Annotated in this window: 24 protein-coding genes; 8 read left to right on the forward strand and 16 right to left on the reverse strand. The window is 70.2% G+C overall.

The genetic code is table 11. From position 1 onward, the window contains the following. Positions 1 to 19: 19 nt before the first annotated feature. Complete coding sequence (locus ACWDRB_RS00500) at positions 20 to 265, forward strand: GntR family transcriptional regulator (protein WP_449891278.1); 246 nt, start codon at positions 20 to 22, stop codon at positions 263 to 265. Positions 266 to 518: 253 nt separating this feature from the next. Here ACWDRB_RS00500 and ACWDRB_RS00505 read toward each other — a convergent pair whose 3' ends face one another. From ACWDRB_RS00505 to ACWDRB_RS00515, 3 genes are all read right to left on the reverse strand, one after another. Next, positions 519 to 968, reverse strand: a complete 450-nt coding sequence (locus ACWDRB_RS00505) for a hypothetical protein (RefSeq protein ID WP_449891279.1) — start codon at positions 966 to 968, stop codon at positions 519 to 521. Between the two features lie 101 nt (positions 969 to 1069). Further along, a complete protein-coding gene (locus ACWDRB_RS00510; protein ID WP_449891280.1) occupies positions 1070 to 3130 on the reverse strand; it encodes a hypothetical protein in 2061 nt (686 codons plus the stop codon). After that, on the reverse strand, positions 3127 to 3378 hold the full coding sequence (locus ACWDRB_RS00515) for a hypothetical protein (RefSeq protein ID WP_449891281.1): 252 nt from the start codon (positions 3376 to 3378) through the stop codon (positions 3127 to 3129). The genes ACWDRB_RS00510 and ACWDRB_RS00515 overlap by 4 nt, the downstream gene beginning before the upstream one ends. Positions 3379 to 3672: 294 nt before the next feature. On the opposite strand from ACWDRB_RS00515, the gene ACWDRB_RS00520 reads away from it, so the two are divergent. Together ACWDRB_RS00520 and ACWDRB_RS00525 are read left to right on the forward strand one after the other, a co-directional pair. Continuing rightward, positions 3673 to 3921, forward strand: coding sequence for a hypothetical protein (locus ACWDRB_RS00520; RefSeq protein ID WP_449891282.1), 249 nt, complete (start codon positions 3673 to 3675; stop codon positions 3919 to 3921). Beyond that, positions 3918 to 4319: a DNA-binding protein gene (locus ACWDRB_RS00525; RefSeq protein WP_449891283.1), complete on the forward strand. Its 402-nt coding sequence runs from the start codon at positions 3918 to 3920 to the stop codon at positions 4317 to 4319. The genes ACWDRB_RS00520 and ACWDRB_RS00525 overlap by 4 nt, the downstream gene beginning before the upstream one ends. Before the next feature lie 30 nt (positions 4320 to 4349). On the opposite strand, the gene ACWDRB_RS00530 is transcribed toward ACWDRB_RS00525, so the two are convergent. Continuing rightward, positions 4350 to 4982, reverse strand: a complete 633-nt coding sequence (locus tag ACWDRB_RS00530) for a hypothetical protein (protein ID WP_449891284.1) — start codon at positions 4980 to 4982, stop codon at positions 4350 to 4352. Positions 4983 to 5376: 394 nt separating this feature from the next. Between ACWDRB_RS00530 and ACWDRB_RS00535 the strand changes: the two genes are divergently transcribed. After that, positions 5377 to 5505: a hypothetical protein gene (locus ACWDRB_RS00535; RefSeq protein WP_449891285.1), complete on the forward strand. Its 129-nt coding sequence runs from the start codon at positions 5377 to 5379 to the stop codon at positions 5503 to 5505. Position 5506: 1 nt separating this feature from the next. Here ACWDRB_RS00535 and darG read toward each other — a convergent pair whose 3' ends face one another. From darG to ACWDRB_RS00550, 3 genes are all read right to left on the reverse strand, one after another. After that, positions 5507 to 6562 carry a type II toxin-antitoxin system antitoxin DNA ADP-ribosyl glycohydrolase DarG gene (gene darG, locus ACWDRB_RS00540; protein ID WP_449891286.1) on the reverse strand — a complete coding sequence of 352 codons (1056 nt, stop codon included), beginning with the start codon at positions 6560 to 6562 and terminating at the stop codon, positions 5507 to 5509. Between the two features lie 54 nt (positions 6563 to 6616). Continuing rightward, on the reverse strand, positions 6617 to 7246 hold the full coding sequence (darT, locus tag ACWDRB_RS00545; protein ID WP_449891287.1) for a type II toxin-antitoxin system toxin DNA ADP-ribosyl transferase DarT: 630 nt from the start codon (positions 7244 to 7246) through the stop codon (positions 6617 to 6619). 100 nt (positions 7247 to 7346) lie between these two features. Beyond that, positions 7347 to 9008 carry an acyl-CoA dehydrogenase family protein gene (locus ACWDRB_RS00550; protein WP_449891288.1) on the reverse strand — a complete coding sequence of 554 codons (1662 nt, stop codon included), beginning with the start codon at positions 9006 to 9008 and terminating at the stop codon, positions 7347 to 7349. A gap of 31 nt (positions 9009 to 9039) precedes the next feature. Here ACWDRB_RS00550 and ACWDRB_RS00555 point away from each other — a divergent pair, with 31 nt between their 5' ends. Further along, on the forward strand, positions 9040 to 9768 hold the full coding sequence (locus ACWDRB_RS00555; protein ID WP_449891289.1) for a PaaX family transcriptional regulator C-terminal domain-containing protein: 729 nt from the start codon (positions 9040 to 9042) through the stop codon (positions 9766 to 9768). 6 nt (positions 9769 to 9774) lie between these two features. Here ACWDRB_RS00555 and ACWDRB_RS00560 read toward each other — a convergent pair whose 3' ends face one another. From ACWDRB_RS00560 to ACWDRB_RS00570, 3 genes are all read right to left on the reverse strand, one after another. Further along, positions 9775 to 10758 carry a hypothetical protein gene (locus ACWDRB_RS00560; protein WP_350722108.1) on the reverse strand — a complete coding sequence of 328 codons (984 nt, stop codon included), beginning with the start codon at positions 10756 to 10758 and terminating at the stop codon, positions 9775 to 9777. 108 nt (positions 10759 to 10866) lie between these two features. Further along, complete coding sequence (locus tag ACWDRB_RS00565; RefSeq protein WP_449891290.1) at positions 10867 to 12264, reverse strand: glutamate--cysteine ligase; 1398 nt, start codon at positions 12262 to 12264, stop codon at positions 10867 to 10869. 35 nt (positions 12265 to 12299) lie between these two features. Continuing rightward, the gene (locus ACWDRB_RS00570; RefSeq protein ID WP_449891291.1) at positions 12300 to 13010 is read right to left on the reverse strand and encodes an SDR family oxidoreductase; all 711 of its coding nucleotides are present in this window, start codon (positions 13008 to 13010) and stop codon (positions 12300 to 12302) included. A 103-nt stretch (positions 13011 to 13113) separates the two neighbouring features. Here ACWDRB_RS00570 and ACWDRB_RS00575 point away from each other — a divergent pair, with 103 nt between their 5' ends. Together ACWDRB_RS00575 and ACWDRB_RS00580 are read left to right on the forward strand one after the other, a co-directional pair. Then, a complete protein-coding gene (locus ACWDRB_RS00575) occupies positions 13114 to 13944 on the forward strand; it encodes a helix-turn-helix transcriptional regulator (protein ID WP_350722113.1) in 831 nt (276 codons plus the stop codon). A 1-nt stretch (position 13945) separates the two neighbouring features. Further along, positions 13946 to 14983 (forward strand): zinc-dependent alcohol dehydrogenase family protein, encoded by a 1038-nt coding sequence (locus ACWDRB_RS00580; RefSeq protein WP_449891292.1) that lies wholly within the window; start codon positions 13946 to 13948, stop codon positions 14981 to 14983. Here ACWDRB_RS00580 and ACWDRB_RS00585 read toward each other — a convergent pair. Continuing rightward, positions 14961 to 15455 (reverse strand): carboxymuconolactone decarboxylase family protein, encoded by a 495-nt coding sequence (locus ACWDRB_RS00585; protein WP_350722116.1) that lies wholly within the window; start codon positions 15453 to 15455, stop codon positions 14961 to 14963. The genes ACWDRB_RS00580 and ACWDRB_RS00585 overlap by 23 nt on opposite strands. A gap of 122 nt (positions 15456 to 15577) precedes the next feature. On the opposite strand from ACWDRB_RS00585, the gene ACWDRB_RS00590 reads away from it, so the two are divergent. Next, positions 15578 to 16186, forward strand: a complete 609-nt coding sequence (locus tag ACWDRB_RS00590) for a response regulator (RefSeq protein ID WP_397365424.1) — start codon at positions 15578 to 15580, stop codon at positions 16184 to 16186. Here ACWDRB_RS00590 and ACWDRB_RS00595 read toward each other — a convergent pair. The 5 genes from ACWDRB_RS00595 to lanKC all read right to left on the reverse strand — a co-directional run bounded on the left by ACWDRB_RS00595 (position 16172) and on the right by lanKC (position 24222). Continuing rightward, positions 16172 to 18133: a prolyl oligopeptidase family serine peptidase gene (locus ACWDRB_RS00595; RefSeq protein WP_449891293.1), complete on the reverse strand. Its 1962-nt coding sequence runs from the start codon at positions 18131 to 18133 to the stop codon at positions 16172 to 16174. The two genes, ACWDRB_RS00590 and ACWDRB_RS00595, sit on opposite strands and share 15 nt — an antisense overlap. Further along, positions 18130 to 19851: an ATP-binding cassette domain-containing protein gene (locus ACWDRB_RS00600; protein WP_449891294.1), complete on the reverse strand. Its 1722-nt coding sequence runs from the start codon at positions 19849 to 19851 to the stop codon at positions 18130 to 18132. The genes ACWDRB_RS00595 and ACWDRB_RS00600 overlap by 4 nt, the downstream gene beginning before the upstream one ends. Continuing rightward, complete coding sequence (locus ACWDRB_RS00605) at positions 19848 to 21509, reverse strand: ABC transporter ATP-binding protein (protein ID WP_449891295.1); 1662 nt, start codon at positions 21507 to 21509, stop codon at positions 19848 to 19850. Before ACWDRB_RS00605 ends, ACWDRB_RS00600 begins: the two co-directional genes overlap by 4 nt. Before the next feature lie 64 nt (positions 21510 to 21573). Further along, positions 21574 to 21705: a SapB/AmfS family lanthipeptide gene (locus tag ACWDRB_RS00610; protein WP_355195039.1), complete on the reverse strand. Its 132-nt coding sequence runs from the start codon at positions 21703 to 21705 to the stop codon at positions 21574 to 21576. A 3-nt stretch (positions 21706 to 21708) separates the two neighbouring features. Further along, positions 21709 to 24222, reverse strand: a complete 2514-nt coding sequence (gene lanKC, locus ACWDRB_RS00615; RefSeq protein WP_449891296.1) for a class III lanthionine synthetase LanKC — start codon at positions 24220 to 24222, stop codon at positions 21709 to 21711. Between the last annotated feature and the right edge of the window lie 105 nt (positions 24223 to 24327).

Raw genomic sequence — 24327 nt, forward strand, 5'->3', positions numbered from 1 at the left:
AGTGATCTACCGTCCCGTCGTGATCGAGTGGCGTCTCAACCAGCCCAAGTGGGTCCAGGTGGCGAACATCATCAAGGAGAGGATCGCCGCGGGCGACTACCAGGTAGATACGCCAGTGCCCAGCGAGCACCAAATCGTGCAAGAGTTCGGCATCGCTCGCGGCACGGCCCGCAAGGTTCTGCAGCGACTCCAGGAGGAAGGTGTCATCTACTCCGTTCGGGGTCTGGGCTCCTTCGTCTCGCCCTCACAGGAGGATGGTCGGTGAGATTCAGGCGAGATTGCACTTCCCACCTGATCGAGGCGGCCTCTCCCCGGGCCACCTCGGTGGCGTACGGCCCAGCATCTGACGCGCCTCGTCCATGATCGCCTACCCAGAGGCTCGGGCACGGATGCCGAAGTGGGCGAACGGCGCGTCGAACTGTATGACGGTCAGGCCAGTCCAGACCTTGCGGGAGCGGAACATGAGACAGGGCTGACCGACGCCTTCGTCGATCTGCTCGCTCGCCGGCCCGGCGGTTTCACTTCGGCTTGTCCAACAGGAGGGGTTTGAGCTGGCGGAAGAATTCGGTCGCGTCCGCGAGAGAGTCCCGGCCTGGCGCCCCTTCCATGATGTTGACGGTGAGAAGACGCTTGTAGTCGGGGGTCCATCCGTAGACGAAGGCGATGGTCTCGTCCTGGGCGTTCTTTCTCCGCGCCGCGAAGCCCGGCCCGAGTTCATCGGACAAGTCCTTCCCCCGGGTGGACAGCTTGGTGTTCTCCAAGTCTTCCGCGTCGTTTGGAGATGGGTCGAACACTTCGATCAAGAGGCCTTGGGTTTCTTCGGTGTCGGATTTCTCGCTCACAGTGCACGACTCGAAGCTTCGACCCATGTCCATCTTCGTCCCGAAGGCCTTGTAATCATTGAGGCCGGTTGCGATCTTGATGGCATTTGCCGAGATCAGGTCGCACTCTCGCGGGGTGGCGGTCACATTACCGAGTGGCCGGGTATCCGGCGGCGGAGCGGGAGGAGATGTGCACCCTCCCACCTGAACAAGGATTACAAGGACGGGGAGCACTAATGATCTAAGTCTCATGAGCCATGTCCGGAATAGTATTTTTCTGCGCCCCTGAAGCCAGCCTCGATGGATTCATCCGGACGACCGAAGACGCGACCCGTCTCATTCAGATTCAACCACTCCTCGTAAGCCTCGCGCTCGTCGGCATTCATATCGGCCCAGGACTTGATCTCCCCGTTCACCAAGAAGTGGCCTTTCGAGCCCGGAGAGAAATCCTTGTAGCGGTATGGGTGCGTCTTGGCGGGCACGGATCCGTCCCCGAACAGGCCGTGGCGCATCATCGTGGCCGCCGTGAGATCGGTGAACATGTGCTTGGCCGCTCCCATCGCGGTGTCCGCGTCCTGGCGAGCCTGGTCCTCGTGGCTGGACTTGATCTTTCCGAAGATCGCGCTCTTGGCCTCGTCGACCAAGAGCCCGACGAACTTCCCCTGCGGCCCCGGGGCCAGCCCCACGACCTTCTCCGTCATCTCCTTGAAGGCGGCGACGCGTGCATCGTTCTCCTTCGCCTCTCCGATCTTGGAGATATTGGCGGCATCGGCGATCACCCAGGTCGTCATGCCAAGGCCGCGCGTCGCCCTGGAGAATTCCGCGCCTCCGCTGCGGCTCATGCGCTCTTCGAGGATGTCCTGCCGTGCGGCGTCGAGTTGCTTTTGGGTGGCCTCCGGGTGCGACTTCCGCCATTCCGCGAAATCAGCGTCGACCTCCTTCGCGACCTTCGCAGCCAACTCGTCCAGCACCTTGGCGGAATACAGTCCGTGCGCGGCGGCCACGCTCTGAAACGCGTCGTCGTCTGCGAACGCCCATGTCATCGCCTTCTTGACCTCTGACGCATTGAACTTGGCACCGTACGGCCCCGCGCCTAGCAGGTTCTTGTCCGGGTCCGCTTCTGTCACCACGGCCGGCGTTTTCTCGCTGAAGGACTGGAGATCGCGATGCAGATCCCCGGTGTATTGGGCCAAGATCTCGCCGAGGTTGCCACGGGTATTGGGAAGATTCTTCTGGACCTTGGCATCGCTCCAGAAGTGAGCCGCCCACGAGGCGATCAGGGCGGACTTGTAGCCGCGCGAATTGCCCGGCGGCAGGTCGTGATCGCGGAATTCCGTGCTGGCCGCCTCGATGGCCCAACCGAGATCCTTGTCAGCGTCGCCATCCCAGTGGTGCTGGCGCATCAGGTAGGCCAGCGGCTTTCGCTGCGGGTCGGTGAAGAAGTCCTGGGCGACGGCGGGATGGTGGGCGAGTGCCACCAGGGCCGTGCCCATGGGGCTGAGGTCGCCGGGCGAGATGTCCTTGGGGCCGGGCTTCGCCCAGACGTCTCGCGGCAGGCTCGGGTCGGGCGGATGGGCCACGTCCTTGTCGTACAGCTTCCGGACCACCGTGAGCAAGAACGAGTGGTCGAACTGGCCGTCCTGAAGCAGCCTTTTCACCGCGAACGCGTCCTGCGGGTTCTCGATGCCCTCGACCAGTTGATCGGCATAGTCATCGGCCGGCTTCATCGGGCCCACCCCGCGTGAAGCCGTGCCAAGGATCTTGCTGAGCATGGTCAGGAGCCTGTCCTGGGTCCGGACGTCGCGTTGGTCCGGGCGGCCCGACTGCGGGAGGCCGACCCCATACACCTTGTTGATCAGGGCCTTGAGCTCGCGCGGCGGTATTTCCTTGGCGAAGGCGATCGCGAAGTACGGATCGTTCTTGTGCCGCTCGATCTCGGCCACCGTCTTGGCGTCGAGCGAGTGGGTCCTGATCTGTTCCCGTAGCTCTGTGGCCAGGGCCTTGGCCGAGGCCGCGCCCTCGGCGGGGGACTTCGACAGCCAGTCGGATTCGTTGGCCCAGAGAATGCCGGCCTTGCCGGATTTGCGATCGGGTTCGGCGAGTATCAGGTCGAGACGGCCCTGGAGCGCGGGAATCTGCTCGCTCATCTGCCGGCCGATGGCATGGGCCGGGCCGTACAGCTCGACACCCAGCGCGGTCACGGCCCGCTCCACCTGGAGACCGACGTCCGGGATAGTGCCGCTGACGCGCTTCATGCCGTTGATCAGTTGCGTCATCAGCGTGGGGTTGATGCCGACCATTGAGCTCATCGAGGAGCCGCTCCCTTGCCCGGCCCGGACGGCTGCAAGGAGTCCAGCACAGACATGGCCCGCGTGAACAGGTCCTTGAAGCCCCGGTCCCACGCGCGCAGATCGGCGGCGAGCCTGTCGCCCGCCTCACCCTTGAGCGCGCCGTCATCGACCAGGCGAACCAGCGCGATCACGTCATTCGCATGCTCATCGCGTAATCGTTCGATCTGACGCCGGGCGGCGTCAATTTCTTCCTTTGTCGCCATCATCGCCCGATCTCGTGGAGGTGGGAGATACCGGGGTCGATGGCATGGTAACTACAGGGAAGATTGGGTTAAAGCGGAATGCCGCATACTCAACGAGATGGCTATAGATGGGAGACCATGGCCGCCAGTAGCTGGATACATATCTCACTTGCATGTACGTCCGAACCATTCGCGAGTACATGCCCGAGCAACCGTCCCCGACCCGAGGTCGTGCCGATCCTCGAAGCCGCCGATTGAGGGTCAGCGGGCTGTCACGAGCGAAGGGCGCCATTGCGCATACCGCAGTATGCTTGATTCATGGCGGATACGACACGCATCACGGTGACGCTACCGAGTGACCAGGTTGCTGAGCTCAGGAAGCTCACCGACAACGTCTCCGGCTATGTCGCCGAGGCGGTGGCACGTCAGCTGCGGCATCAACTCCTCGGCGCCGACCTGCTGAGTTACCAGGAGGAGCATGGAGAGTTCAGCGAGGAGGAGCTGACTCAGGCCCGCTCCAGGATATTCGGGGCGGCAGGCCTCGATGGTTCAGCGGGCGCGGCGTGATCGAGCACGTCGAAACCGTCGTCCTGGACTCCCAAGGGGTCTCCGCCTGGATCGCACAGGATCGCAAGATTCTCGCCATGTTCCAGGTTTTCCAGACCATGGGCGCCGATTTCGTCATCGGCGCTAACACCATCGTGGAAGTCAGCCACACGCGGGTGAACATGCCTCGACTGCACTGGGCGCTCTCCCGCGTCAAGGTCGAGCCTGTAACCGAGAGTGCGGCGAAGGCGGCTGCGAAGCTGCTCAAGGGAGCAGGTCTGCACGGCCACAAGTACGCGATCGACGCGACGGTCGCCGAGGTGGCACTGCGCCAGCCGGGCCCGGTGGCCATACTGACCTCCGATGTCGACGACATGGCCCGACTGTGCGGCGACCGTGTCCGGCTCATCGGCATCTGAGCTCATCGGCCTGTCTAGTCGGAGATACGGCTAGTTGTGGTACCCGGTGGGGAGGTCTGGTATGCCGAGGGCGGCCAAGAGTTGGAAGAGCACGTCCTCGGCGAAGACGCCTTTGGCGTCCAGGGCGGTGGTTACTGCGGCGGGGTCGGGCGTGAGGCCGGCTTCTCTGGCCCATGCGAGGGCTGATGGTGCGGCTGCGGAGCCGGGCGGCCCCGCAGCCGTGTAGAGGCGGTCGAGCGCCGCTTGGCGGCGTCGCTGGTACTCGGCGGGGTCCTCGGCATGATGCTCGCCGTTTTCGTCCCAGGACTGGGCCGGTCCGTCGGCGGGCAGCGAACGCCAAGTGATGCCGTCGGCCATGAGCCAGCCGCCCCAGTGGCCGGCCACGGGGCTGCGGCCGAGGAGCTGGACGCCCTCACTGTGCTTGATGACGGCTGCCAGGACCGGGTGTCCTGCCTGCTGCATCAGCCCTGTGAGCAGGCCGTCCCAGGCGTGGGGAAGGGTCGGCGAGTCCCAGCCGGCGGGGCCGCGGTCGACCTGCACGGCACGCCATCGGTCCGGTCCCTGCCAGTGCCAGCTGGCGTTGGCCGCCGATTGCCGCAGTGCCGGGAGCCCGGTCAGCGGCTGGTTCGCACGCGCCACGATGTAGGTGCCCCAAAAGCCCATGTGCGCCCTCCAGGTCTGCCCGGCATGCCCGCCTGATGAGTCAGCGCTGGCCGTCAGCTGAAGGACTCACATTCGTGGTCGAGGTCCACGACCATCGCCTGACGGTGACTATACCATTACGCTAAGTTGACATGGCGGGCGTGTTGCGGATCAGCGGACGGACACTGGCTGCCCGGCTCCAGACAGCGCGGCGCTGTTGCCGGCGTGTCGAGCCGGCGTTGGCAACGGGACCTCCGATACATCAGGAATCCGCCAAGATCGCCCGAGCCCAGAGGTCCCGTTGCCCGCTGATTCTGCCATCAGTGTCATTGTCCGTACCATCCGGTCGGTCGCCGTCCGGCCGCGAGGTCACCGTTCTGCGTGTGTGACAGGTGCCTGAGTCTCCGATAAGAGCGTGGCACTGCATCAGCCGGGCCTTGTGGCCATTCTGACCTCCGATGTCGACGGCATGGCCCGGCTGTGCGGCGACCGTGTCCGGACTCATCAGCATCTTGCCCTGCCGACGGAGCTGAACGAGATGTGAACTACTGGCGCGTGAGGAGACCCGACTCGCATAGCCGGTTGAAGGCACCCCCGATATCGCTGGGGGTGAAGAGCCGCTGCTTACGAGAACTCCAGGCGGCCATCTCGCTCACAAGAGCGCCGTGGTCGGCGACCACTCCCGATTTCGAGGCCAGATACTGAACGGTCGCCAGCAACTCCATGCCCTCGGGATACTCGTAACCCACGACAGCACGGCGGACCGACTCCCATGCTCGCTCAAACGCCAGATCCTCGGCAACGGCTGCTTCCGCTGCAGCGGCTGCTTCCGGCTGAACCTGAAGCACGGCTCTTGCGCCCAGAGTGCCGTCCCCGTAACCGAGAAGGTAGTGGCCCTCCATGGCCGCCAGTTCCTGGTTGAGCCGGACGGAGAAGGGGCCGTAAATGTGTGGAGTGAAGCGCAACCCCAGGTCCAGCCCGGCGCACTGGACGAGATAGGGAATCTTGTGCGCCTCCAGCAAGGACAGTCGGGGCGTCATCGACACGCCGGACTCGAAGGCAAGAGCCACGTACCTGGACAGGGTGGCGATCAATCTACTCCGAGCGGGTGTGAGGTGGGGCTGGTCTGCGCCCGTCACCATGTCCCGTGGATGAGGCGTTCCCAGCCCATAGAGGCGGACGTCCACGTCAAGGCTGCCAAGCTTCTCCAGGATCAGTGGGCGCACAACGGACCATTGCAACCCTCCATTCCCACAGCCGAGGGGAGGCACGGCGACGCTCCGGATCTCTAGATCGACGAGGAGGCGTGCCAGGTCGTCCAGGCCGGCGACGATGTCGTCAAGCCGGGAGCGTTGCCGCCAATGACGCTTGGTCGGGAAGTTGAGGACCCAGCGATCCGTGCCCGCGAGCCGCACGGGAAAGATCTTTCCGGGTCGAAGCTCGCCACGAGCGCAAGCCTCGGCGTAGGTGGCGAAGACCTCCGGGAACGCCCGCTTGAACTGAAGCGCTATGCCCTTGCCCATGACACCGACCAGGTTGACCGTGTTGACGAGCACCTGAGCATCATCGCGCAGCAAGTTACCGCTGACTTCCCTGATCACTTCAGTTCACCCCCTCACCAATTATCCCTGATCGAATGTGTTTTCGATACCGTTCTAGAAGTACCAGTGTGCTCTGACCTCCGCGGAAGGACGATGCCCCAGACCTTCGAGGGTCTTGCGGGCGACCGCGGCCACGGACTCGGTGTGAGCGTACACACGGGAGAAAACCATCCACGGCACGCGCTCATGAACCAGTAGTTCGGCCATGCGGCGTTGCACACGAGACCCGTCCTCGTCGGTGTTGGCCCAGTACTCCGCCTCCATGAGCGCCCAATCTATATGGGTGGCCAGTTCACGCTGCGTGGTAGTGAACCGTGCAGTGGCGAGTGCCGCGTTTCGATCACTCGCCACCCAGGCAAGGTTCGATGCGGCAATCGCCGAGAGCCGGGTCACCAGGTAGACGAGGGGCGTTTGCCCCTGGTCGTAGCCACGGACCCCACCGCTGTTGATCCGGTACAGCATGGGCGAGCGCGGAGCGAAGTAGAAGGGTACGTAATCGGCGACCACACCCAACGGACCCAAAGGGACCGACCGTGTTCTCCGAAGCTCCTTGATCCCCTGCTCAGCACACTCTACGACCAGTGGCGGCTGAAGATTGTCGGCCACCAGCCCGGTCCGGGCAACGCTCCCCAGATTGTCTACGTGGGTGAAGTGCAGCAGCCACGGATCTTGCACGTCCATCATCGACCAGCAGCATAGCCTTGGCCCGTCGAACCCTGCTGCCGGTTCATCTGTCAGGCCCTCAGATGGTTCGCCGTACCAATGCTCGTGTGGATCCAGGTTGTCAGAGCGTGACAGCTCCCGAAACGAGGTTGTCGAACAGCTCCGAGCCCTCCTCCGGGCGGTCGATGCCGCGCAGCGGGCCGTGATCCGCGAGGTGGGTCTCGGCGTAGAGGCGGGCCACCAGCGCCTTGCGGCCGTCGTCGAGGCCCCACGTGGCCTGGTCCTCCAGCAGGGCGGCGGCGTACACGTCGGCCATGAACTGCGCCAGCGGATACAGCCGCTCCTCCGCCACCGCGGGCTCCAGCGCGGCCCACGCCGAGACGGCCTTGGCGAGGTCGTCGATGCGGGCGTGCACCAGGTCGGAGGTGGCCAGGTCGCGCAGGCGGTCGAGGAAGGGCAGGTGGGCCTGCTCCTTCACCATGGCCCGCCGGACGTCGAGGCAGAGGATGTTGTCGCCGCCCTCCCAGATCGGGTTGACCTGGGCGTCGCGCAGGAGGCGGGCCACCGGCCACTGCTCGATGTAGCCGTTGCCCCCGTGCACCTCGATCGCGTCGCTCGCCGCCGTCACGCCGAGCCGGGCGGCGCGCAGCTTGATCAGGGCGGGGGCGATGCGCAGGCGGGGGCCGGCGAGGCCGTCGAAGGCGAGCGCCTGGGCGGCCTCGACCTCGACGATCAGCTCGCTCAGCTTGCGGCGCATGAGCGGCTGGTCGATGAGCGGCCGCCCGAACGCCTCGCGGGACCGGGCGTAGCAGATCGACTCCACGAGCGCGCGCCTGGCCACGCCGACGCCCATCATGGCCACGCCGAGCCTGGAGGCGTTGGTGAGCTTCATCATGGTCCCGAGCCCGGAGCCGGAGCCCTCTCCCGAGAGAGGGAAGGCCTCCGCGTCACTGAACTCGACCTCCGCCGAGGCGACCGAACGGGTGCCGAGCTTGTCCTTGAGCCGCCTGATCCGCACGCCGTTGCGGCTTCCGTCCCGCCGGTCCCACAGCACGAGGAACGGCGACACGTTCCCGTCAGGGCGCCTGGCCAGCACCACGAACGCGGATCCGTTGGCGTTGGAGGCGAACCACTTGAAGCCCGTCAGCAGCCACGCGTCGCCCGCGGGCTCCGCCGTGGCCTCCAGCGCGGCCAGGTCGGAGCCGCCCGTCCGCTCGGTGAACATCTGAGCGGCCTCGCCGGAGTAGTAGCCGTTGGCGAAGATCTCCCGCACCCGATCGCGTACGTCCTCGGGCGCGTACTTCTCGGCGAGGGAGACCACCATGTCCCCTCCGGTGCCGAGCGCGCAGCCCATCCCGATGTCGGCTTGATCGAGCAGGTACGTCCAGGCGGCGGCGAGCGCGGCCGGGTTCGCCCCGTGCGCCCGGGCCTCGGCGGCGAAGGACGGAGAGGTGAAGTTGTCCTCCATGAGCGCCCGCCGGGCCGCGTGGAACGACGGCGGCATGACGACCTCGCTGACGTCCCTGCCCCACTTGTCGTACTTCTCCAGCCGCGGCGGGTTGCGGTCGGTCTCCTCGGCGCACTCGGCCACGAGCCCGCCCATCAGCGCGCCCAGCCGGTCCAGGCGCGGCTCCGCCCAGGCGAAGCCCTCGCCCAGGTGGCGCCGCATGAGCAGGCGCAGCGTGGGATCGCAGGTCCACCAGTTGCGCCCGGCGGCGCCCTGGTAGCGCTCGGTGGCGTAACGGTCGCTGCGGTCGAAAGGTTCGATGAGATAGCGCCCCATACTCGCGAGTGTTACATATACTCGACACGCGATGGAAGAGCGTAACACCCTGAGTGCCAGATCGGCCGTGCTGAGCGCGCTGCTGGGCAGCCACCCGCCCCGGCTGCCGGCCCGGCAGCTGGTGCGCATCGGCGCGCTGTTCGGCATCGCCGAGGGCACCGTACGGGTGGCGCTGTCGCGCATGGTCGCGGCCGGCGACCTCCTCCAGGACGGCCGCTTCTACACGCTGTCGGAGCGGCTCGCCGAGCGCCAGGCCAGGCAGGACGAGAGCCGCGACCCGCACACCAGGCCGTGGGACGGCACGTGGGAGGTCGCCGTGGTCACGGCGGAGCGGCGCGCGCCCGCCGACCGGGCCGCGTTCCGGGCCATGATGACCGCGCTGCGCCTGGCCGAGCTGCGCGAGGGCACCTGGATGCGGCCCGCCAACCTGGTGCGCGCGTGGCCGGAGGCCGTCACGGCGCAGTGCACGCTGATCGACGGCCGCCCGCACGACGACCCCACTCCCCTGCTGTGGGACCTGGACGGCTGGGCGGCCGAGGCCCGCAAGCTGGAGCGGGCCCTCGACCGCACCTTTGACCGGGCCGGCGGCCTGGCCGAGGGCTTCCTGGTCTCGGCCGCCGTGCTGCGCCACCTCCTGGCAGACCCGCTGCTCCCGCGGGAGCTGCTGCCGACCGGCTGGCCGGGCGCGGAGCTGCGCGCCCGCTACGACGACTTCGACCGCCACTACCGCGAGGTGCTGTACGAGCACCTCAAGGACTGAAAACCGTTAGAGGGGCACGCCGAAGATGATCCGGCGGTTCCTGAACTCGGTGACGCTCCACAGCTTGCCGCCCTGCACCGTCAGGTCCTCCGGCCCGATGGGGAACCCCCGCGTCTCCAGCTTGCCGTCGGTCTGGACGAGCAGCTTGCCGTTGGCGTTCGCGCCGGCCGCCTGGCTCAGGTACCACTTGCCGCCCCACGAGATGGCCCCCTGGATCTTGGGCTGTCCCATCACGAAGGCGTCCTCGGGCTCGCCTCCGGCCAGGCCCAGGGGCCAGCGGCCCACCCAGCCGCCCGGGTCGTTCTCGCGGTACTCGCCGGTGACCAGCCGCGGCGTGCCGCCGCTGCGGTCGATCGAGACGAACGAGAAGAGCGGCCCCGGCTTCGCAACCTTCCAGAAGTCGGTCTGCGGCATCACGTACCGGTAGCCGAAGGCGTGGAACTTGCCGCCCTGCCGCCCGACCCGCGTGGGGTCGCCCAGGTCGTTCTGGGCGGTGCGCAGGTCGAGCACGTGCTTCAGGTCGAAGACGCGCAGCCCCCGCTTGGTGTCGGCGATGTAGACCAGGTCGCCGTCGCACGCGATGCCGCCCGCGTGGATGTTGATAGGCCCGTACGAGCCATCAGGTTTCGCCTCGACCAGCAGCGCATGCTGATATTTCAGGGTTTTGGGGCTGAGAAAGGACACCCTGATGCCCCGCTCACCCACCTCCGGCTTGAAATACCAGGATGCCAGAAACGCCGGCACCCCGATGGAGCCCGACTCGTCCGAGCAGGTCAGCCCCTGCGGGTACCAGTCGACCGTGTCCTGGTCCTTGACGTCGAACGCGTACCACTCGGACGGTTTCGGGCTCATCGCCCCGAGCGCGCCCGATGCCCCCTTGCGGGTCGCCATCCTGTTCGCCTGCGCCAGCACCGCCTCGACACCGGCGCCGCCGATCTCCCCCGCCAGCTTCGCCGCCCCTTCGGCCAGGTCGCCCGTTTCCCTGCGCAAGGCGAAAGGTGCCTTGTTCGTGGGTACCATCCCCGTTGCCGCCATAACTTCCTCGCTTTGCCGTCCCTTGACCTAGTTTGACGGACGGAGTGCGAGAGAAGTTTGCCTTCAGGGCCACAAATGCACCGGAAGCCCCGACAGTGACAGCTCACGGTAACGCTGTACGAGTCGTTCCCGGTCGCCCTGGAAACGTTCCAGAGCCTCCCGCTGCCAGGCCGCGCCCGTGCGGCGCAGCCGGGTGCGCTGCGCGATCACATCCAGCGCGCCGTCGGCGTCCGACGGCGTCACCCCCGCCGCGAGCAGCCCCTCCCGCGCCTCGGGCAGCAGGCGGAGCACCAGGTCGGCGGCCTCGAAGTCGACGTCGGAGCCGGGCCAGGAGAGCTTGGCGTCCAGCCCGTCCATGGCGGCGCGGTAGAAGTTCTGGTACGCCTCCCCGAACCGGAAGCCGGTCAGGTCACGCTCCGCCTGCGACAGCGTGAGCCCGAGCAGGAACGCGGTGTTGGCCGCCATGTCCGCGCACGACGGGCCCGCCGGCAGCGCCCGCATCTCGATCCGCAGGTGACCGCCGTCGGCCGGGTCGTAGACGGGCCGGTTCCACTGCCAGATCGTGCCCTGGTGCAGCCGCAGCTCCGGCACCTCGTACGGCTCCGCGTCGTCCCTCAGATCGGGCACCACGGGGTCGTAGTCCCGCACGTACCGCTCGAACAGCTCATACGCCCCCTCACGCACCCAGTCGGAGCCGAACGTGACCCGCCCGTCCCTGCGCTCGCGCCGCTGCACGTCCCGGTCGTCGGCGGCCTCCTCCATCAGCGCGATGCGCGTCTCCTCCCACAGCCGCCTGCCGAGGAAGAACGGCGAGTTCCCGCAGGCGGCCAGCACCGGGCCGATGGCCAGCTGGGCGGCGTTGAACAGCCGGGCGAAGCGGTCGGGCGGCGTGCGGATGTGCACCTGCCAGGAGGTGTTGGCGCTCTCGAGGATCACGTCCTCCACCGACAGCTCCAGGTCGTCGATCTTGACCAGGAACGGCTCCAGCCGCAGCCGCCTGATGCCCCTGCTCATGGCCCGGTAGCGGTTCTGGTCGCTCATCGCGCCGACCGTGAAGTCCTCGGCGTCGAGCGTGGGCAGGATGCCGATGGGCAGCGCGCCTCCGCCCTCCACCGCCCCGTCCACCTTGACGATCGTCTCCTGCACCTCGCCGCTCAGCCGCTCGAAGGGCCGGCCGGCCAGCGGCGTCGGGGTCAGGTTCACCTCGATGTTGTAGCGGCCCAGCTCCAGCACCACGCGGGGGTCGCCGAGGGCTTCGAGCACCTGGCTGTTGCGGGGCAGCGGCCGGCCCCGCTCGTCGATCAGGAAGAGCTCCAGCTCGGCCCCGACCGTCGCCGGGCCCTGGCCGAAGCCGGGGGTGGCGAGCAGCTCGCGCAGGACGCCGAGCTGCTCCCGGATCCGCTCCCCGAAGGCGGCGTACTCCGCCTCGGAGAAGCGCTCCTTATCTAGATCTCGTCCCATCACCCCCTTCTGTCCTATTCACCAGGCTTGACACCTCACCAATGGATAGATCCCCTGTCCTCCAGGAACGCCCCGGTAGGGCCGTCGGCGTCGAGGGTCGCGAGCCGCACGGCGATGGCCGCGCCCTGCTCGGCGGTCTGGAACCCGCTGTGCCCGTTGAGGTCGGTGGCGCAGTAGCCGGGATTGGCCGCGTTCACCTTGATCGGAGTGTCGATCAGCTCCTTGGCATAGCTGACGGTGACCATGTTGAGCGCGGTCTTGGAGGAGTTGTAGGGCATGATGTTGACGTCCCAGAAAGGGCTCTCCCGGTCCATCGCCATGGTCAGCGAGCCCAGCTCGGACGTCATGTTCACGATCCGGCCGGCCTCCGACTCCCGCAGCAGCGGCAGCATCGCGTTGGTGACCGTCACCACGCCGAACACGTTCGTCTCGTAGACCTCCCTGAGCACCCCGGCGGGGGTGGCGCTGGGACGCGGGTCCATGAAGCCGCCGGTGATCCCGGCGTTGTTCACCAGGATGTCCAGCCGGCCGTACTCCTGCTCGACCCACTTCGCGGCGGCGGCCACGCTCGCCTCGTCGGTCACGTCGAGCCGCATGTACGGCTGCCCCAGCCGCTCCGCGGCGGCCCGCCCGCGCTCCTCGTCACGCGCCCCCACGATCGTGGTGACACCCTGCTCGGCCAGCAGCCGCGCGATCTCGTAGCCGATCCCCTTGTTGGCGCCCGTGATGAGGGCAATCTTCGTCATGCGTCCACGTTCGCCCAGGTCACAGCGAGTTCGGGAGAGGTCTGGAGAGGCTGGTATCACCGGTACCACCCAAGCGCGGCCGGACATCACTGAGGATGGAGGCATGAACCGCGACGAACTCGCCGACTTCCTGCGCGTCAGGCGCGCCCGTGTCACCCCCGCCGAGGTGGGCCTGCCGGGCGGCGAGCGGCGCCGCACGCCGGGCCTGCGCAGGCAGGAGGTCGCGCAGCTCGCCGGCATGTCGATCGACTACTACATCCGGCTGGAGCAGGGCCGGGGCCCGCACCCGTCCAGGCAGGTGCTCAACGCGCTGGCCAGGGCGCTCATGCTGGGCCGTGACGAGCGCGCCCACCTGCTCCACCTGGCCGGACACGCGGTGGAGACGCCCCGGATCAGGGAGGACCTGCCCGAGAGCCTGCTGCACCTGATCGGGTTCATGGAGGAGGTCCCCGCGTACGTGCTGGACGCCAGGTACGACATCCGCGCCTGGAACCCCCTGGCCAACGTGCTCATGGGCGGCCTCGACACCGTGAGCCCGGACGACCGCAACGTCATCCGCTGGGTCTTCATGTCCCCCCACATCGCCGAGTATCTCAGCGACGAGGAGAAGGGCCGCTTCGCCCGCTCCTCCGTCGCCGACCTGCGCGCCGCCGCGGGCCGCTACCCCGACGACCGCAAGATCCAGGCGCTGGTGGCCGAGATGCTCGCGCTCAGCCCGCACTTCGCCGAGCTGTGGGCCAGGTACGAGGTCGAGATCCGCAGGGAGCAGCGCAAACAGGTCACGCATCCGCTGGTCGGCACCATCGACGCGATCTGCCAGGTCATGCCCGTGCCCGACCGCGACGACCTCCGCCTCGTCCTCTACACCACCGAACCCGGTTCGCCCTCCCACCAGGCCTTGCGCGACCTGCGGCAACTGACCCTAAGCTCATGAGATGCGAGCGGTTGCGTTTGACATCTTCGGCGGTGAGCTCGACGTGCGCGAGCTGCCCGACCCATCCCCCGCCCCGCACGGAGCGGTGATCAGGGTCGAGGCGACGGGGCTGTGCCGGTCCGACTGGCACGGCTGGCAGGGGCACGACCCCGACATCAAGATCCTGCCCCACGTGCCGGGCCACGAGCTGGCCGGCGTCGTCGAGGCGGTCGGCTCCGACGTGCGCGGCTGGCTGCCGGGGGCGCGGGTGACGGTCCCGTTCATCTGCGCCTGCGGCTCGTGCCCGTCGTGCGCCACCGGCGACCAGCAGGTGTGCGAGCGGCAGACGCAGCCCGGCTTCACCCACTGGGGCTCGTTCGCCGAGTACGTGGCCATCGACCACGCGGACGTCAACCTGATCGCGATCCCCGAGGACATGGACTACGCCACGGCGGCCGGGCTCGGCTGCCGCTTCGCCACCGCCTTCCGCGCCGTGGCGCAGGTCGGCGAGGTGCGGCCGGGCGAGTGGGTCGCGGTGCACGGGTGCGGCGGCGTGGGCCTGTCGGCCGTGATGATCGCGACGGCGGCCGGGGCCCGCGTGGTGGCCGTGGACATCAGCACCGACGCGTTGCACCTGGCGGAGCGGGCGGGCGCCACGCACTTCGTCAACGGTTCGGCCGGGGACGTGGCGGCCCAGGTCAGAGAGCTGACCAGGGGCGGCGCCCACGTGTCGATCGACGCGCTGGGCAGCCCGCAGACCTGCGCCGCCTCCATCGAGAGCCTGCGCCGCAAGGGCCGCCACGTTCAGGTGGGGCTGCTGCCGGGAGGGCCGACGCCGGTGCCGATGGGCCGCGTGATCGGCCATGAGCTGCGGCTGCTGGGCAGCCACGGCATGGCCGCGCACGCGTACCCGCCGATGCTGGAGATGATCAGGGCCGGGATCCTCCATCCCGACCAGCTCGTCACCCGCACGATCGGGCTGGCCGACGCCGGCAAGGCGCTGGCCTCGATCGGCTCGGTGCCGGGCGTCACGATGATCACTCCTCGAGTTCCACTCTGAGCGTCCTGAGCACGAGCGCCAGCATGGTGTAGTGGGCCACCAGCACGACCAGCTCGATCCGGCCCGGCTCGTCGTAGCGGTCGCAGAGCGCCGTCCAGGTGGCGTCGGTCAGGTCGCCGATGGAGTGGAGGTCGTCGGCGACCTGGAGGATGAGCTGGTCCTCGACCGGCCAGAGGGCGTCCGGGTGGCTCACTGAGGCGATCTCCAGGTCGGTGAGCCCGGCCGCGCTGCCCAGGCGCGCGTGGTGGGCCCACACGTAGGCGCTGCCGGTGTGGTAGGCGGTGCGCAGGATGGCCAGCTCCCGGTCGCGGGCGGGCAGCGTGCCGTCGAGCAGCGCGCCGCCGAAACCCAGCCACCCCTTGTAGAGCGCGGGGTGGCGGGCCAGCGTGGTGAACACGTTCTGCGGGTTCGCCTTCGTGAAATCGTCCCATTCTTCGGGCGGGAGGGGGCGTACGCGTGGTTCCATGTCCATGACCATTCCACAAAAGCGCATGTTTGGCCTGACGGTTATTTGGCAGGACTTTTCACATCCGGGTCAATAAGTCAGGATTAGGAAGCCCGCAGACGTTGCAAGCCGGCCGACCGCAAGGACGCATGGTGATTCGAACGTTGCTCGCTGAGGACATGAACCTGGTACGCGGGGCGATCGTGGCGCTGCTGGCTTATGAGGAAGACATCGAGGTCGTGGCCGAGGTCTCCAGGGGAGATCGCATCCTGGCCGCGGCCAGGGCCACCCGGCCCGACGTCGCCGTCATCGACATCGCGTTACCCGGCAAGGACGGGCTCACCGCCGCCGGCGAGCTGCACGCGAAGCTGCCCGAGTGCGGGGTGCTCATCCTGACCGGCGTGGGCACGCCGGGCCTGCTCAAGCAGGCGCTCGACGTGCACGTACGGGGCTTCATGGCCAAGGACGCCCCGCCCGACCGGCTGGCGGACGGGATCCGCCGGGTGGCCGAGGGAGAGCGGGTCATCGACTCGGAGCTGGCCATCGCGGCCATGCGGCCGCCCGAGGCGCCGCTGACGCCGCGCGAGCTGGACGTGATCGGGGCCGCGGCGGACGGGGCGTCGATCGGGGAGATCGCGGCGTCGCTGTTCCTGTCGGAGGGCACGGTACGCAACTACCTGTCCAAGACGACGGCCAAGCTGGGTGCCCGCAGCAGGATCGACGCCATCCGCATCGCCAGGGAGTCAGGCTGGATCTAGGCCGATCACCTCCAGGCCCGTGTGCGCGGCCAGGAAGGCGAGGGCGTCCGCCGCCAGCGCGACCGACCTGCTGGCCGCCCGCGCGCCGTGGCCCACGTCCGGCTCGTGCCGGAGCAGGATCGGCCGGTCCCCGCCGGCCGCCCACTGCAGGGCGGCGCACATCTTGCGCGCGTGCATCGGATCGACCCGTGTGTCGCCCGCCGAGACCGTGAGCAGCGTCGCCGGGTAGTCCGTCCCCTTTCTGACGTGGTGGTAGGGCGAGTAGGCGAGCAGCCAGCCGAGCTGTTCGGGGTCGTCGGGGTCGCCGTACTCGCCGGTCCAGGAGGGGCCGAGGCCGCCGAGGTGGTAGCGGGCCATGTCGAGCAGGCCCGCCGAGCACACCGCCGCCGCGAACAGGCCGGGCCGCTGGGTGAGGGCCGCGCCGACGAGGAGGCCGCCGTTCGACTCGCCCCAGATGCCGAGCTGCCCGGGGGTCGTCCAGCCGTCGGCGATGAGCTTGCCGGCGGCGGCCGCGAAGTCGTCGAAGACGTTCTGCTTGCGCTCCAGCATGCCGTCCCGGTGCCACTCCTCGCCCTCCTCGCCACCGCCTCTGAGGTTGGCGACGGCCAGCACGCCGCCCGCCTCGACCCAGGCCAGGGAGTCGGCGGCGTAGCCGGGTCGCAGGGGGATGCCGAAGCCGCCGTACCCGGTGAGGATCGTGGGACGGGGGCCGCCCGCCGACGGGCCCGCCACCACGACCATGCGGACGCGGGTGCCGTCGGCCGAGGCGTACTCGATGTGGTGGCTGCGCACGGCGGGCCGGCTCACGCGGCCCGGCGGGGCCGACCAGAGGGTGGTCTCGCCGGTGCGGACGTCGTGGCGCCAGACCTCGGAGGGCGTGACGGCGTCGGTGTAGGCGAACCACGCCTCGGAGCCGCCTCCGGGGCGCGAGGTCAGCGAGGCGATCGTGCCGCTGCCGGGCAGCGGCACGGAGCCCAGCCGCTCGCCCGTGCGGGCGTGGTGGACGGCGATCTCCCCCACGGCGTGGCGGGTCCGGGCGACGAGCAGCCGGTCGCCGTCGAGCACGGTGAACGCGCCCAGCACCGCCTCCGGGTCCTCGGGGATCAGCTCCCGCCACGCGCCGGGCTCCGCCGGATCGGCCACGCAGAGCCTGCGCCGCGGCGCGTCCCGGTCGGTGACCAGGTAGAGGCGGCCGTCGCAGGCCACCGCGGCGGCCAGAGCGTCCGGTACGGGGCGGGGCTCGCCCCGGCCGCCCGGCTCGGCGAGCCAGAGCGAGCCGCCGGCCGAGATCGTCAGCCGGCGGCCGTCGGCGCTGATCTGCACGCCGTACCGGACCGGCCCTCGCGTGAAGACGGGGACGTCCGCCGCGTCGCCGATCGTGTGCAGGTAGACGCCCTCGTGGAAGCGCACGTAGTAGAAGGCCGCGCCGCCCGGCAGCCAGGCGACCGCGGAGTAGCGGCAGCCGCCGATGGGCCCGTCCACGACGGCCCCGGTGCCGACGTCCCTGACGTACAGGTCCGCCTTCTCGTCGCCCCGGCGCGAGATCTGGTACGCCAGCAGGCGCCCTTCCAGGTCGGGCTGCCAGTCGTCCAGGGTCGTGAGGCCCGTGGGATCGAGGTCCATGGGGTCGAGGACGACGCGGTCGCCGCAGTGGAGGACCGGGTGTTCCTGGGAAGTGGTCTGGCGCAGGTGGAAGCTCCGGTCGCCGCGCCAGACCGGCGGGGTGACCAGGCCCGTCTCCCTGAGCTCGGTGAGCCGGGCGAGGAAGCGCTCGCGCTGGGGCAGCCGGGCGGCGCTGTCGTGCCACAGCCGGTCCTGCTCGGCCAGCCAGGTCTTGGTGGCGGGGTCGTCGGGGTCTTCGAGCCCGCGGTACGGGTCGTCGATCTCGCCTGGCGTCGAGCTGCCGGGGAGGCGCTCGGCGCGCGGATACTTGTCCAGAAATTTCATGACACGGGCTCCGGGTGCCAGTGGCCGGCCAGGTCGGCGTAGAGCGGAGAGGTCCTGATCAGTTCGTCGTGGGTGCCGGTGGTCACCCGGCTTCCGTCCATGAGGAGGATGCGGCGGGCGCGCAGCGCGGAGGTGAGGCGGTGCGCGACGACGACGAGCGTGCCGCCGCGCCGCGCGAACGCGGTCTCCGCACGTGCTTCGGCGGCGGGGTCGAGGTGGCAGGTGGCCTCGTCGAGGATGACCAGGGGGGCGGGGGTGAGGTAGGCGCGCACGAGCGCGATGAGCTGGCGCTGCCCGGCCGACAGCGCCGCCGGGTCGAGGCGGGCCTCGTAGCCGCCCAGCTCGTCCACCAGCTCGCGGGCGCCGACGGCCGTGACGGCCTCGTCCAGCTTCCCGGCGAGATCGGGGGCGTCCTGCGTGCCGAGGGCGATGAGGTTCTCCATGAGGGTGCCGCGGAAGACGTACGCCTCCTGGGGGATCAGCACGCGGGCGGCGGGGTTGAGCCGGTCGGCGGGGACGCCGCCGACCAGCGCCTCGCCCGTATCGGGCTGGAGCATGCCGCTGACCAGGGCCGCGAGCGTGGACTTGCCGGCGCCGCTGGGCCCCACGACCGCGAGGTGGTCACCCTCGGGGATGGTGAGGTCCAGGCGGTCGACGACGGGGGCCGAGTGCGGGCCGTACGCGAAGGTGACGGCGGAGAGCCGCACGTCGCAGGCGCTGGGGCGGATCCGGGGCCGGGGCGGCCCGATGGACGGCCCGATGGGCGGGGCGGACGCGGCGATGCGGCCGAGCGTGGCGGCCAGCCGGATGCCGCTGACGCCGAGGCCCTGCACGAGGCCGCCGAGCGCGGGGGCCAGGGACTGCGTGACGTACGCGAGCGTGCCGGCGATCACGCCGGGGCCGAGGCCGCCGTCCAGCAGCCGCGGGGTGCCGGCCAGCACGAGAACGACCGGCAGCCAGCCGCCCACGGCCAGGGCCGCGGTGCGGGCGGCGGTCACCCGGGCGAGCGCGCGGGCGGCGGCGGCCTGCGCGCGGACCTGGCGATCCAGCCGCGCGGCCACGGGTTCGCGCAGGCCGCACGCCTCGATGTCGCGCAGGCCACCCGCCGTGGCCGTCATCTCGTCGGCCAGCCGTTCGTCGGCCAGCAGGAACGCCCGCTGCCTGCGTGCGAGGGCGGGCAACGAGGCCAGGAACAGCCCGAGCCCGATCGCGAACGGCGGCAGCACGAGCGCGAGCGCCTGCGGGGCCAGCGTCGCCAGGCCCAGCACCACGCCGGCCACCGTGAACACGAACCCCCTGACGGTCGTGACCACGGCCGCGAAGGCGTCCCTGGCCAGCTCGACCTGGAGCGTCGCCCTGGCCACCGCGGCGCTGTCGCGGCTCGCGCCCCGGTTCAGGGTCCCCTCGACGACGTGCGTCAGGAGGTCGTCCCTGAACGGCTCCGCCACCGCCGCGACCCCCAGCACGACCTGCCGCGCGGCCACCGCCCCGACCAGCCACGCGACGCCGAGCGCGGCCAGCCACGCCAGCCCGGTCGCGGGTTCGGCCCTGGCGAACCCGTCCTCGATGGCGCGGGCGACGGCGTGCCCGATGAGGAACGCGGGCGCCGCCTCGAGCACGGACCAGAACCCGATCGCGGCCAGCCGCCGCGGCTCCCGCCCCAAGGCCCGCCAGAACACACCCCGCGCCGCCTGCCGCCGTCGGACGAGCGCCTTCATGGTGTCGCTCCCTGGAAGACGGCGCGGTAGGCCGGGTCGCGCCACAGCACGTCGTGCGGCCCCCGGGCGCGCACCCTCCCGCCCTCCAGCCAGACGACCTGGTCGGCGCGGGCGGCCGTGGCGAGCCGGTGGGCCGCGATCAGCCGGGTACGGCCCCGCCGATCGGTGGTGAGCGCCCGGCCGACCTCGCGCTCCGTCACGGTGTCGAGGCTGGAGGTGGCGTCGTCGAGAACCAGCAGCCGCTCCCCCTGAGCGAACGCCCTGGCCAGGCCGATCCGCTGCCGCTCGCCACCGGACATCGGGGACTCGCGCAGGGGTGTGCCGTAGCCGAGCGGCAGCCGCCGGACGAACGCGTCCGCGCACGCCGCCTTCGCCGCCTCGACGGCAGGAGGCCCGGCGGCCGTGGTGATGGCCTCCGCCACGGTCTCGCCCACCAGGACCGGGCGTTCGAAGGCGTACCCGATGGCCCTGCGCAGCTCCTCCCGCGACAGCTCCCGCAGCGGGACCCCGTCGAGCAGGACCGTGCCGCGCTCCGGGTCGGTCAGGCGGCCTGCCAGGGCGGCCAGCAGGGACTTGCCCGCGCCGGACCGCCCGACGACGGCGGTCACCGAACCCCCGGGCAGCGTGAGGTCGCCGACGGTCAGGCCGTCCACCGCCACGCCGCGGAACTCGACCGTGCCCCGACCGGGCGGGAGTGTCCGCGTGCCGTGCGCGACGGGGGCGAGTTCGAAGATCTCGGCCACCCGCCCGGCGGCCGCCCGGGCCCGGGCCAGCCCGCCGACGTAGCCCAGAGAGGTGCTCAGGGACGCCCCGAGCACGGCGTAGCGGGCGGCGGCGTACAGCTCCCCGACCGTGAGCCGGCCGGAGGCGAGCATGAACCCCCCGACGATCAGCACCGCCACCTCCAGCAGCGGCACCACGAGCCCCGACTGGACCGCGGCCCCGGCGTTGGCCCGCCACAGCGACATGCCGTGGGCCCGCAGCCGGGGCAGCGGCTCCAGGACGCGCCGCGCCTCCTGGGCGGCGGTCCCCGCCGCGGCGATCGTGCGCGCCCCCTCCATGGCGTCCACGAGCCGGGCGGCGATCTCCCCCTGCACCTCCTGGTACCCGCCCGAGATCACCGTCGTCGCGCGGAGGAAGGCGCGCAGCACGAACAGGATGACGACGATGCCCACCCCGAGCGTCAGCGTCAGGACGGGCGCGATGAGCGTGAGCGCGACGAGCGCGCCCGCCGTGGGCACGAGCAGCGCGAGCGCGCCGGTCACCGTCTCCGGGGCCCGGCCCGCCTCCTCGGCGTTCAGTCCGGCCCGGGTGACCAGCTCGCCTTCCGGGAAACGCCGGGTGGCGGCCGGCCCGGCGCCGAGCACGTGGCGCAGGACGCCCAGCCGCAGCCTGGCCGCGGCGAACGCGCCGCAGGCGCCGCGGGCCCAGACGCCGAGGCTCTCGCAGAGCACGACGGCGGCGACAGCATACGCAGAGAGCGCCAGCCAGGACGAGCCGTCCGGCCGGCGCAGGACGAAGGCGTCCACGGTGCGCCCGACGAGGTACGGGACCGCCAGCTCACCGGCCGCGCCCACGAGCGCCGTGACGGCCAGGACGGCGGGCCAGGGGCCGCTACGCCGTACCGTCCCGATCACCAGCCGGTCACCCGCTAGCACCCGATGCCTCCTTGAAGTCGGCGTCCCCGCGCCGTGTGACACGGCGCGGGGACTGATATAGCGATCAGTGGCAAACCGCAACGCTGAGGTTGCTGGGCTTGCCCGAGTGACACGAGAGAACCGTCAGCGTGCTGCCACCACTGGCGACATCGCTGGCCGCGGGCGCCTCGAGACCCTGCAGGTCGAGAAGTACCATCCGTTACACCTCCTTCCGTGACTCGTAGGGGGCGGGCCGCCCGGGAGCGGCCGCCAGGAACGGCAGGTGGCCAGGCTGGTCGCCCAGGGCCGTGCCGAGGGCGAAGAGCACGCCCGCCGTTCCGGTCGCGAAATCCATGGAGAGGCGCAGCAGCTGGTCGCCGGGGAACGCCAGTCCCCCGCCGTACGGCAGCGCGTGCCATCTCAAGCCCTTGATGTGCTCCCGCGGGTCGCCCGCGCGGGCCGCGAGCATGCCCGCCCGGCCGGTGAACAGCCCCGACTGGACGAAGAAGCCGGCGTGCCCGGCCAGCCGCAGCTCGGCCAGCGCCGTCGCGAGCTCCTCGTCGTGGTGGTGCGCGAGGTAGCGCTCCAGCACGAGGGCGATGCCGGCCGACCCCTCGTCCAGGTACGGCAGCACCCGCCAGCCCTGGTTCACCTGGAGCGAGCCGTCCGCGGCGTGCCGGCAGCGCCGCAGGTCCTGCCGGAGCGCGGTCGCCGCCAGGTCGAGCAGGGCCCGGTCGCCGGTGCGCTCGTACGCGTGCAGGAACAGCAGCGCGGGCCCCGACGAGCCGTACATGAGCCCGGCCCTCGGATGGGGGCCGCCGCTGAGCTCGGGGACGGGTTCGGCGAGCCGCTCGGCGCAGATGTCCACGGCGCGCAGGGCGAGGTCGGCGCGGCCGAAGTCGAGGAGGTTCAGCCCGATGCCGGACAGACCGGAGAACAGCGCCGACTCCATCCGCTCCCATTTCTCGCGCAGGCAGACGTCGACCAGCTCGTGCGCGTGCTCGTGGTGTCCGAGCAGGCCCAGGACGTACGCGATGCCGTGCAGCCCGTCGTACAGGCCGAGCCCGGAGCCCTGGACGGGGCGCAGCGCCCGGTCGCGTAACCAGCGCTCGTACTCGGGGAACGGCCCGAGGCCGGCCCGGTGGAGCGCGAAGAGCACGCCGGCCGCGCCGTAGGCCAGGTTGAGCCCGCCGCCCGGCCGGAACTGGGCCACGTCGCCGGGGAAGAGCCGGTCGTCGCGCGCGGGCGTGGCGCCGGCCACGATGGCCCGGCACATCGCGTCCCGCAGCTCGGGCCAGGTGTCCGGCATGATCACGGGGTCGCCGTCCCCACCGATGGCCGCGACGGCGGCGTCCACCGTCGCCTCCGGCACGGGGAACGTCTCCTTGACGATCTTCCCCAGCTGGGCCGCCTTCGCCCGGTGCAGCGGCAGCATGATCGTGCACTGCGGCGCGAACAGGCCGAGCCGCAGGCAGGCCAGCGCGTAGCGGTCCACGTCCACGCCCTGGCGGTCGGGGGGCGCGATGAAGGCGGGATGGGCCAGCGCGGCGCGGGCCCCGTCCGCGACGAGGGTGGCGACCTCGTAGTCGATCAGCGCCACCCGGCCCTCGGCGGTCAGCAGGATGTTGTCCGGGTGCAGGTCGCCGAAGACGACCCCGCGTTCGTGCAGCGACTCGACGGCCCGCTCCACGCTCTCCAGCGTCTCGACCGCCCACGCCGTGTAGTCGGCCAGGTCCGGCTCGGTGCGGTCGGCGCGGGTCAGCGGGTAGCGCTGCACGAGCCGCCGCTGCAGCGGCGTCCCGTCCACGAACTCCTGCACGAGGAACTCGTGCTCGCCCAGGGCGAAGTAGCCGAGCAGCGCGGGCACGGCGGGCAGGCCGTCCAGGCGCCGGAGGATGTCGCGTTCGTGGCGGAGCCGGGTGAGGGCGTCGCGTCCGGCCGCGTCGAGCCCGGCGTGCGGCCTGGCCTCCTTGAGCACGACCCGCTCCTCCGTACGCGTGTCCCGCGCGAGGTAGACGCCGCCGCCGTTGGAGAAGTGCAGCACGCTCTCGACCCGGTACGGCAGCCCGGTCGTCGTCACGGCGTTGCGCGCGGCCAGATGCGGCTCCAGGAACCCGGGCAGCGTCGTCCACGGCGGCACCGAGAACGTCGCGCCGCGCACGTCGGGCACCAGCCGCCCGTCGCCGTCCTCGACGGCCAGCACGCGCTCGCCGGAGCCGGACAGGCAGTGCCGCTCGGCGAACCCGCCGTACCTGACGAACAGCGGGCCGGCGCCGTAGCGCAGGTCGCTGAGGATGTACGGGCCCTCGACGCCGCGCAGCAACTCGTCGAGCTCCTTCAGGACGAGCTCCAGTTGGCCCTCGTCCCTCGGGTAGACGGTGATCAGCTTGCCGCTGGACGCCCGGGAGGCGGCCTTGGAGTTGACCATGATCAGGACGGGGGTGCCGCGCAGGAACTTGAACGCGATCCGGCGCTGCAGGCAGTAGTCCCACACGGCGGCGATAGCCTGCTCGGCGTCCTCCACGCGGGCGGACACGTGGATCTTCCAGCCTTGGGCGGGCAGGGGCGGCTCGTTGTCGGGGGCGTAATAGCACCACGTGTCGGTCAGGGCGGTGGACCAACCGTCGGGCAGGGGTTCACGCAGGATGGGAAAGTCGGCGTCTTCGGCCGTGCCGTGTTCGAGCGAGTCGTAGAAACGCGGATCCACCAGGCAGTACAGCTCGTACTTGTCCATCTGGCGCCGACCTCCAAGGCGTTGTCCCTTAGAGATTGCCGCCGGGGAGGCGATTCGGTCTAGTTACACGCAACAACACCAAAATATGGTTATTGAAATTGCATT

The organism is Nonomuraea sp. NPDC003707, assembly GCF_053587055.1.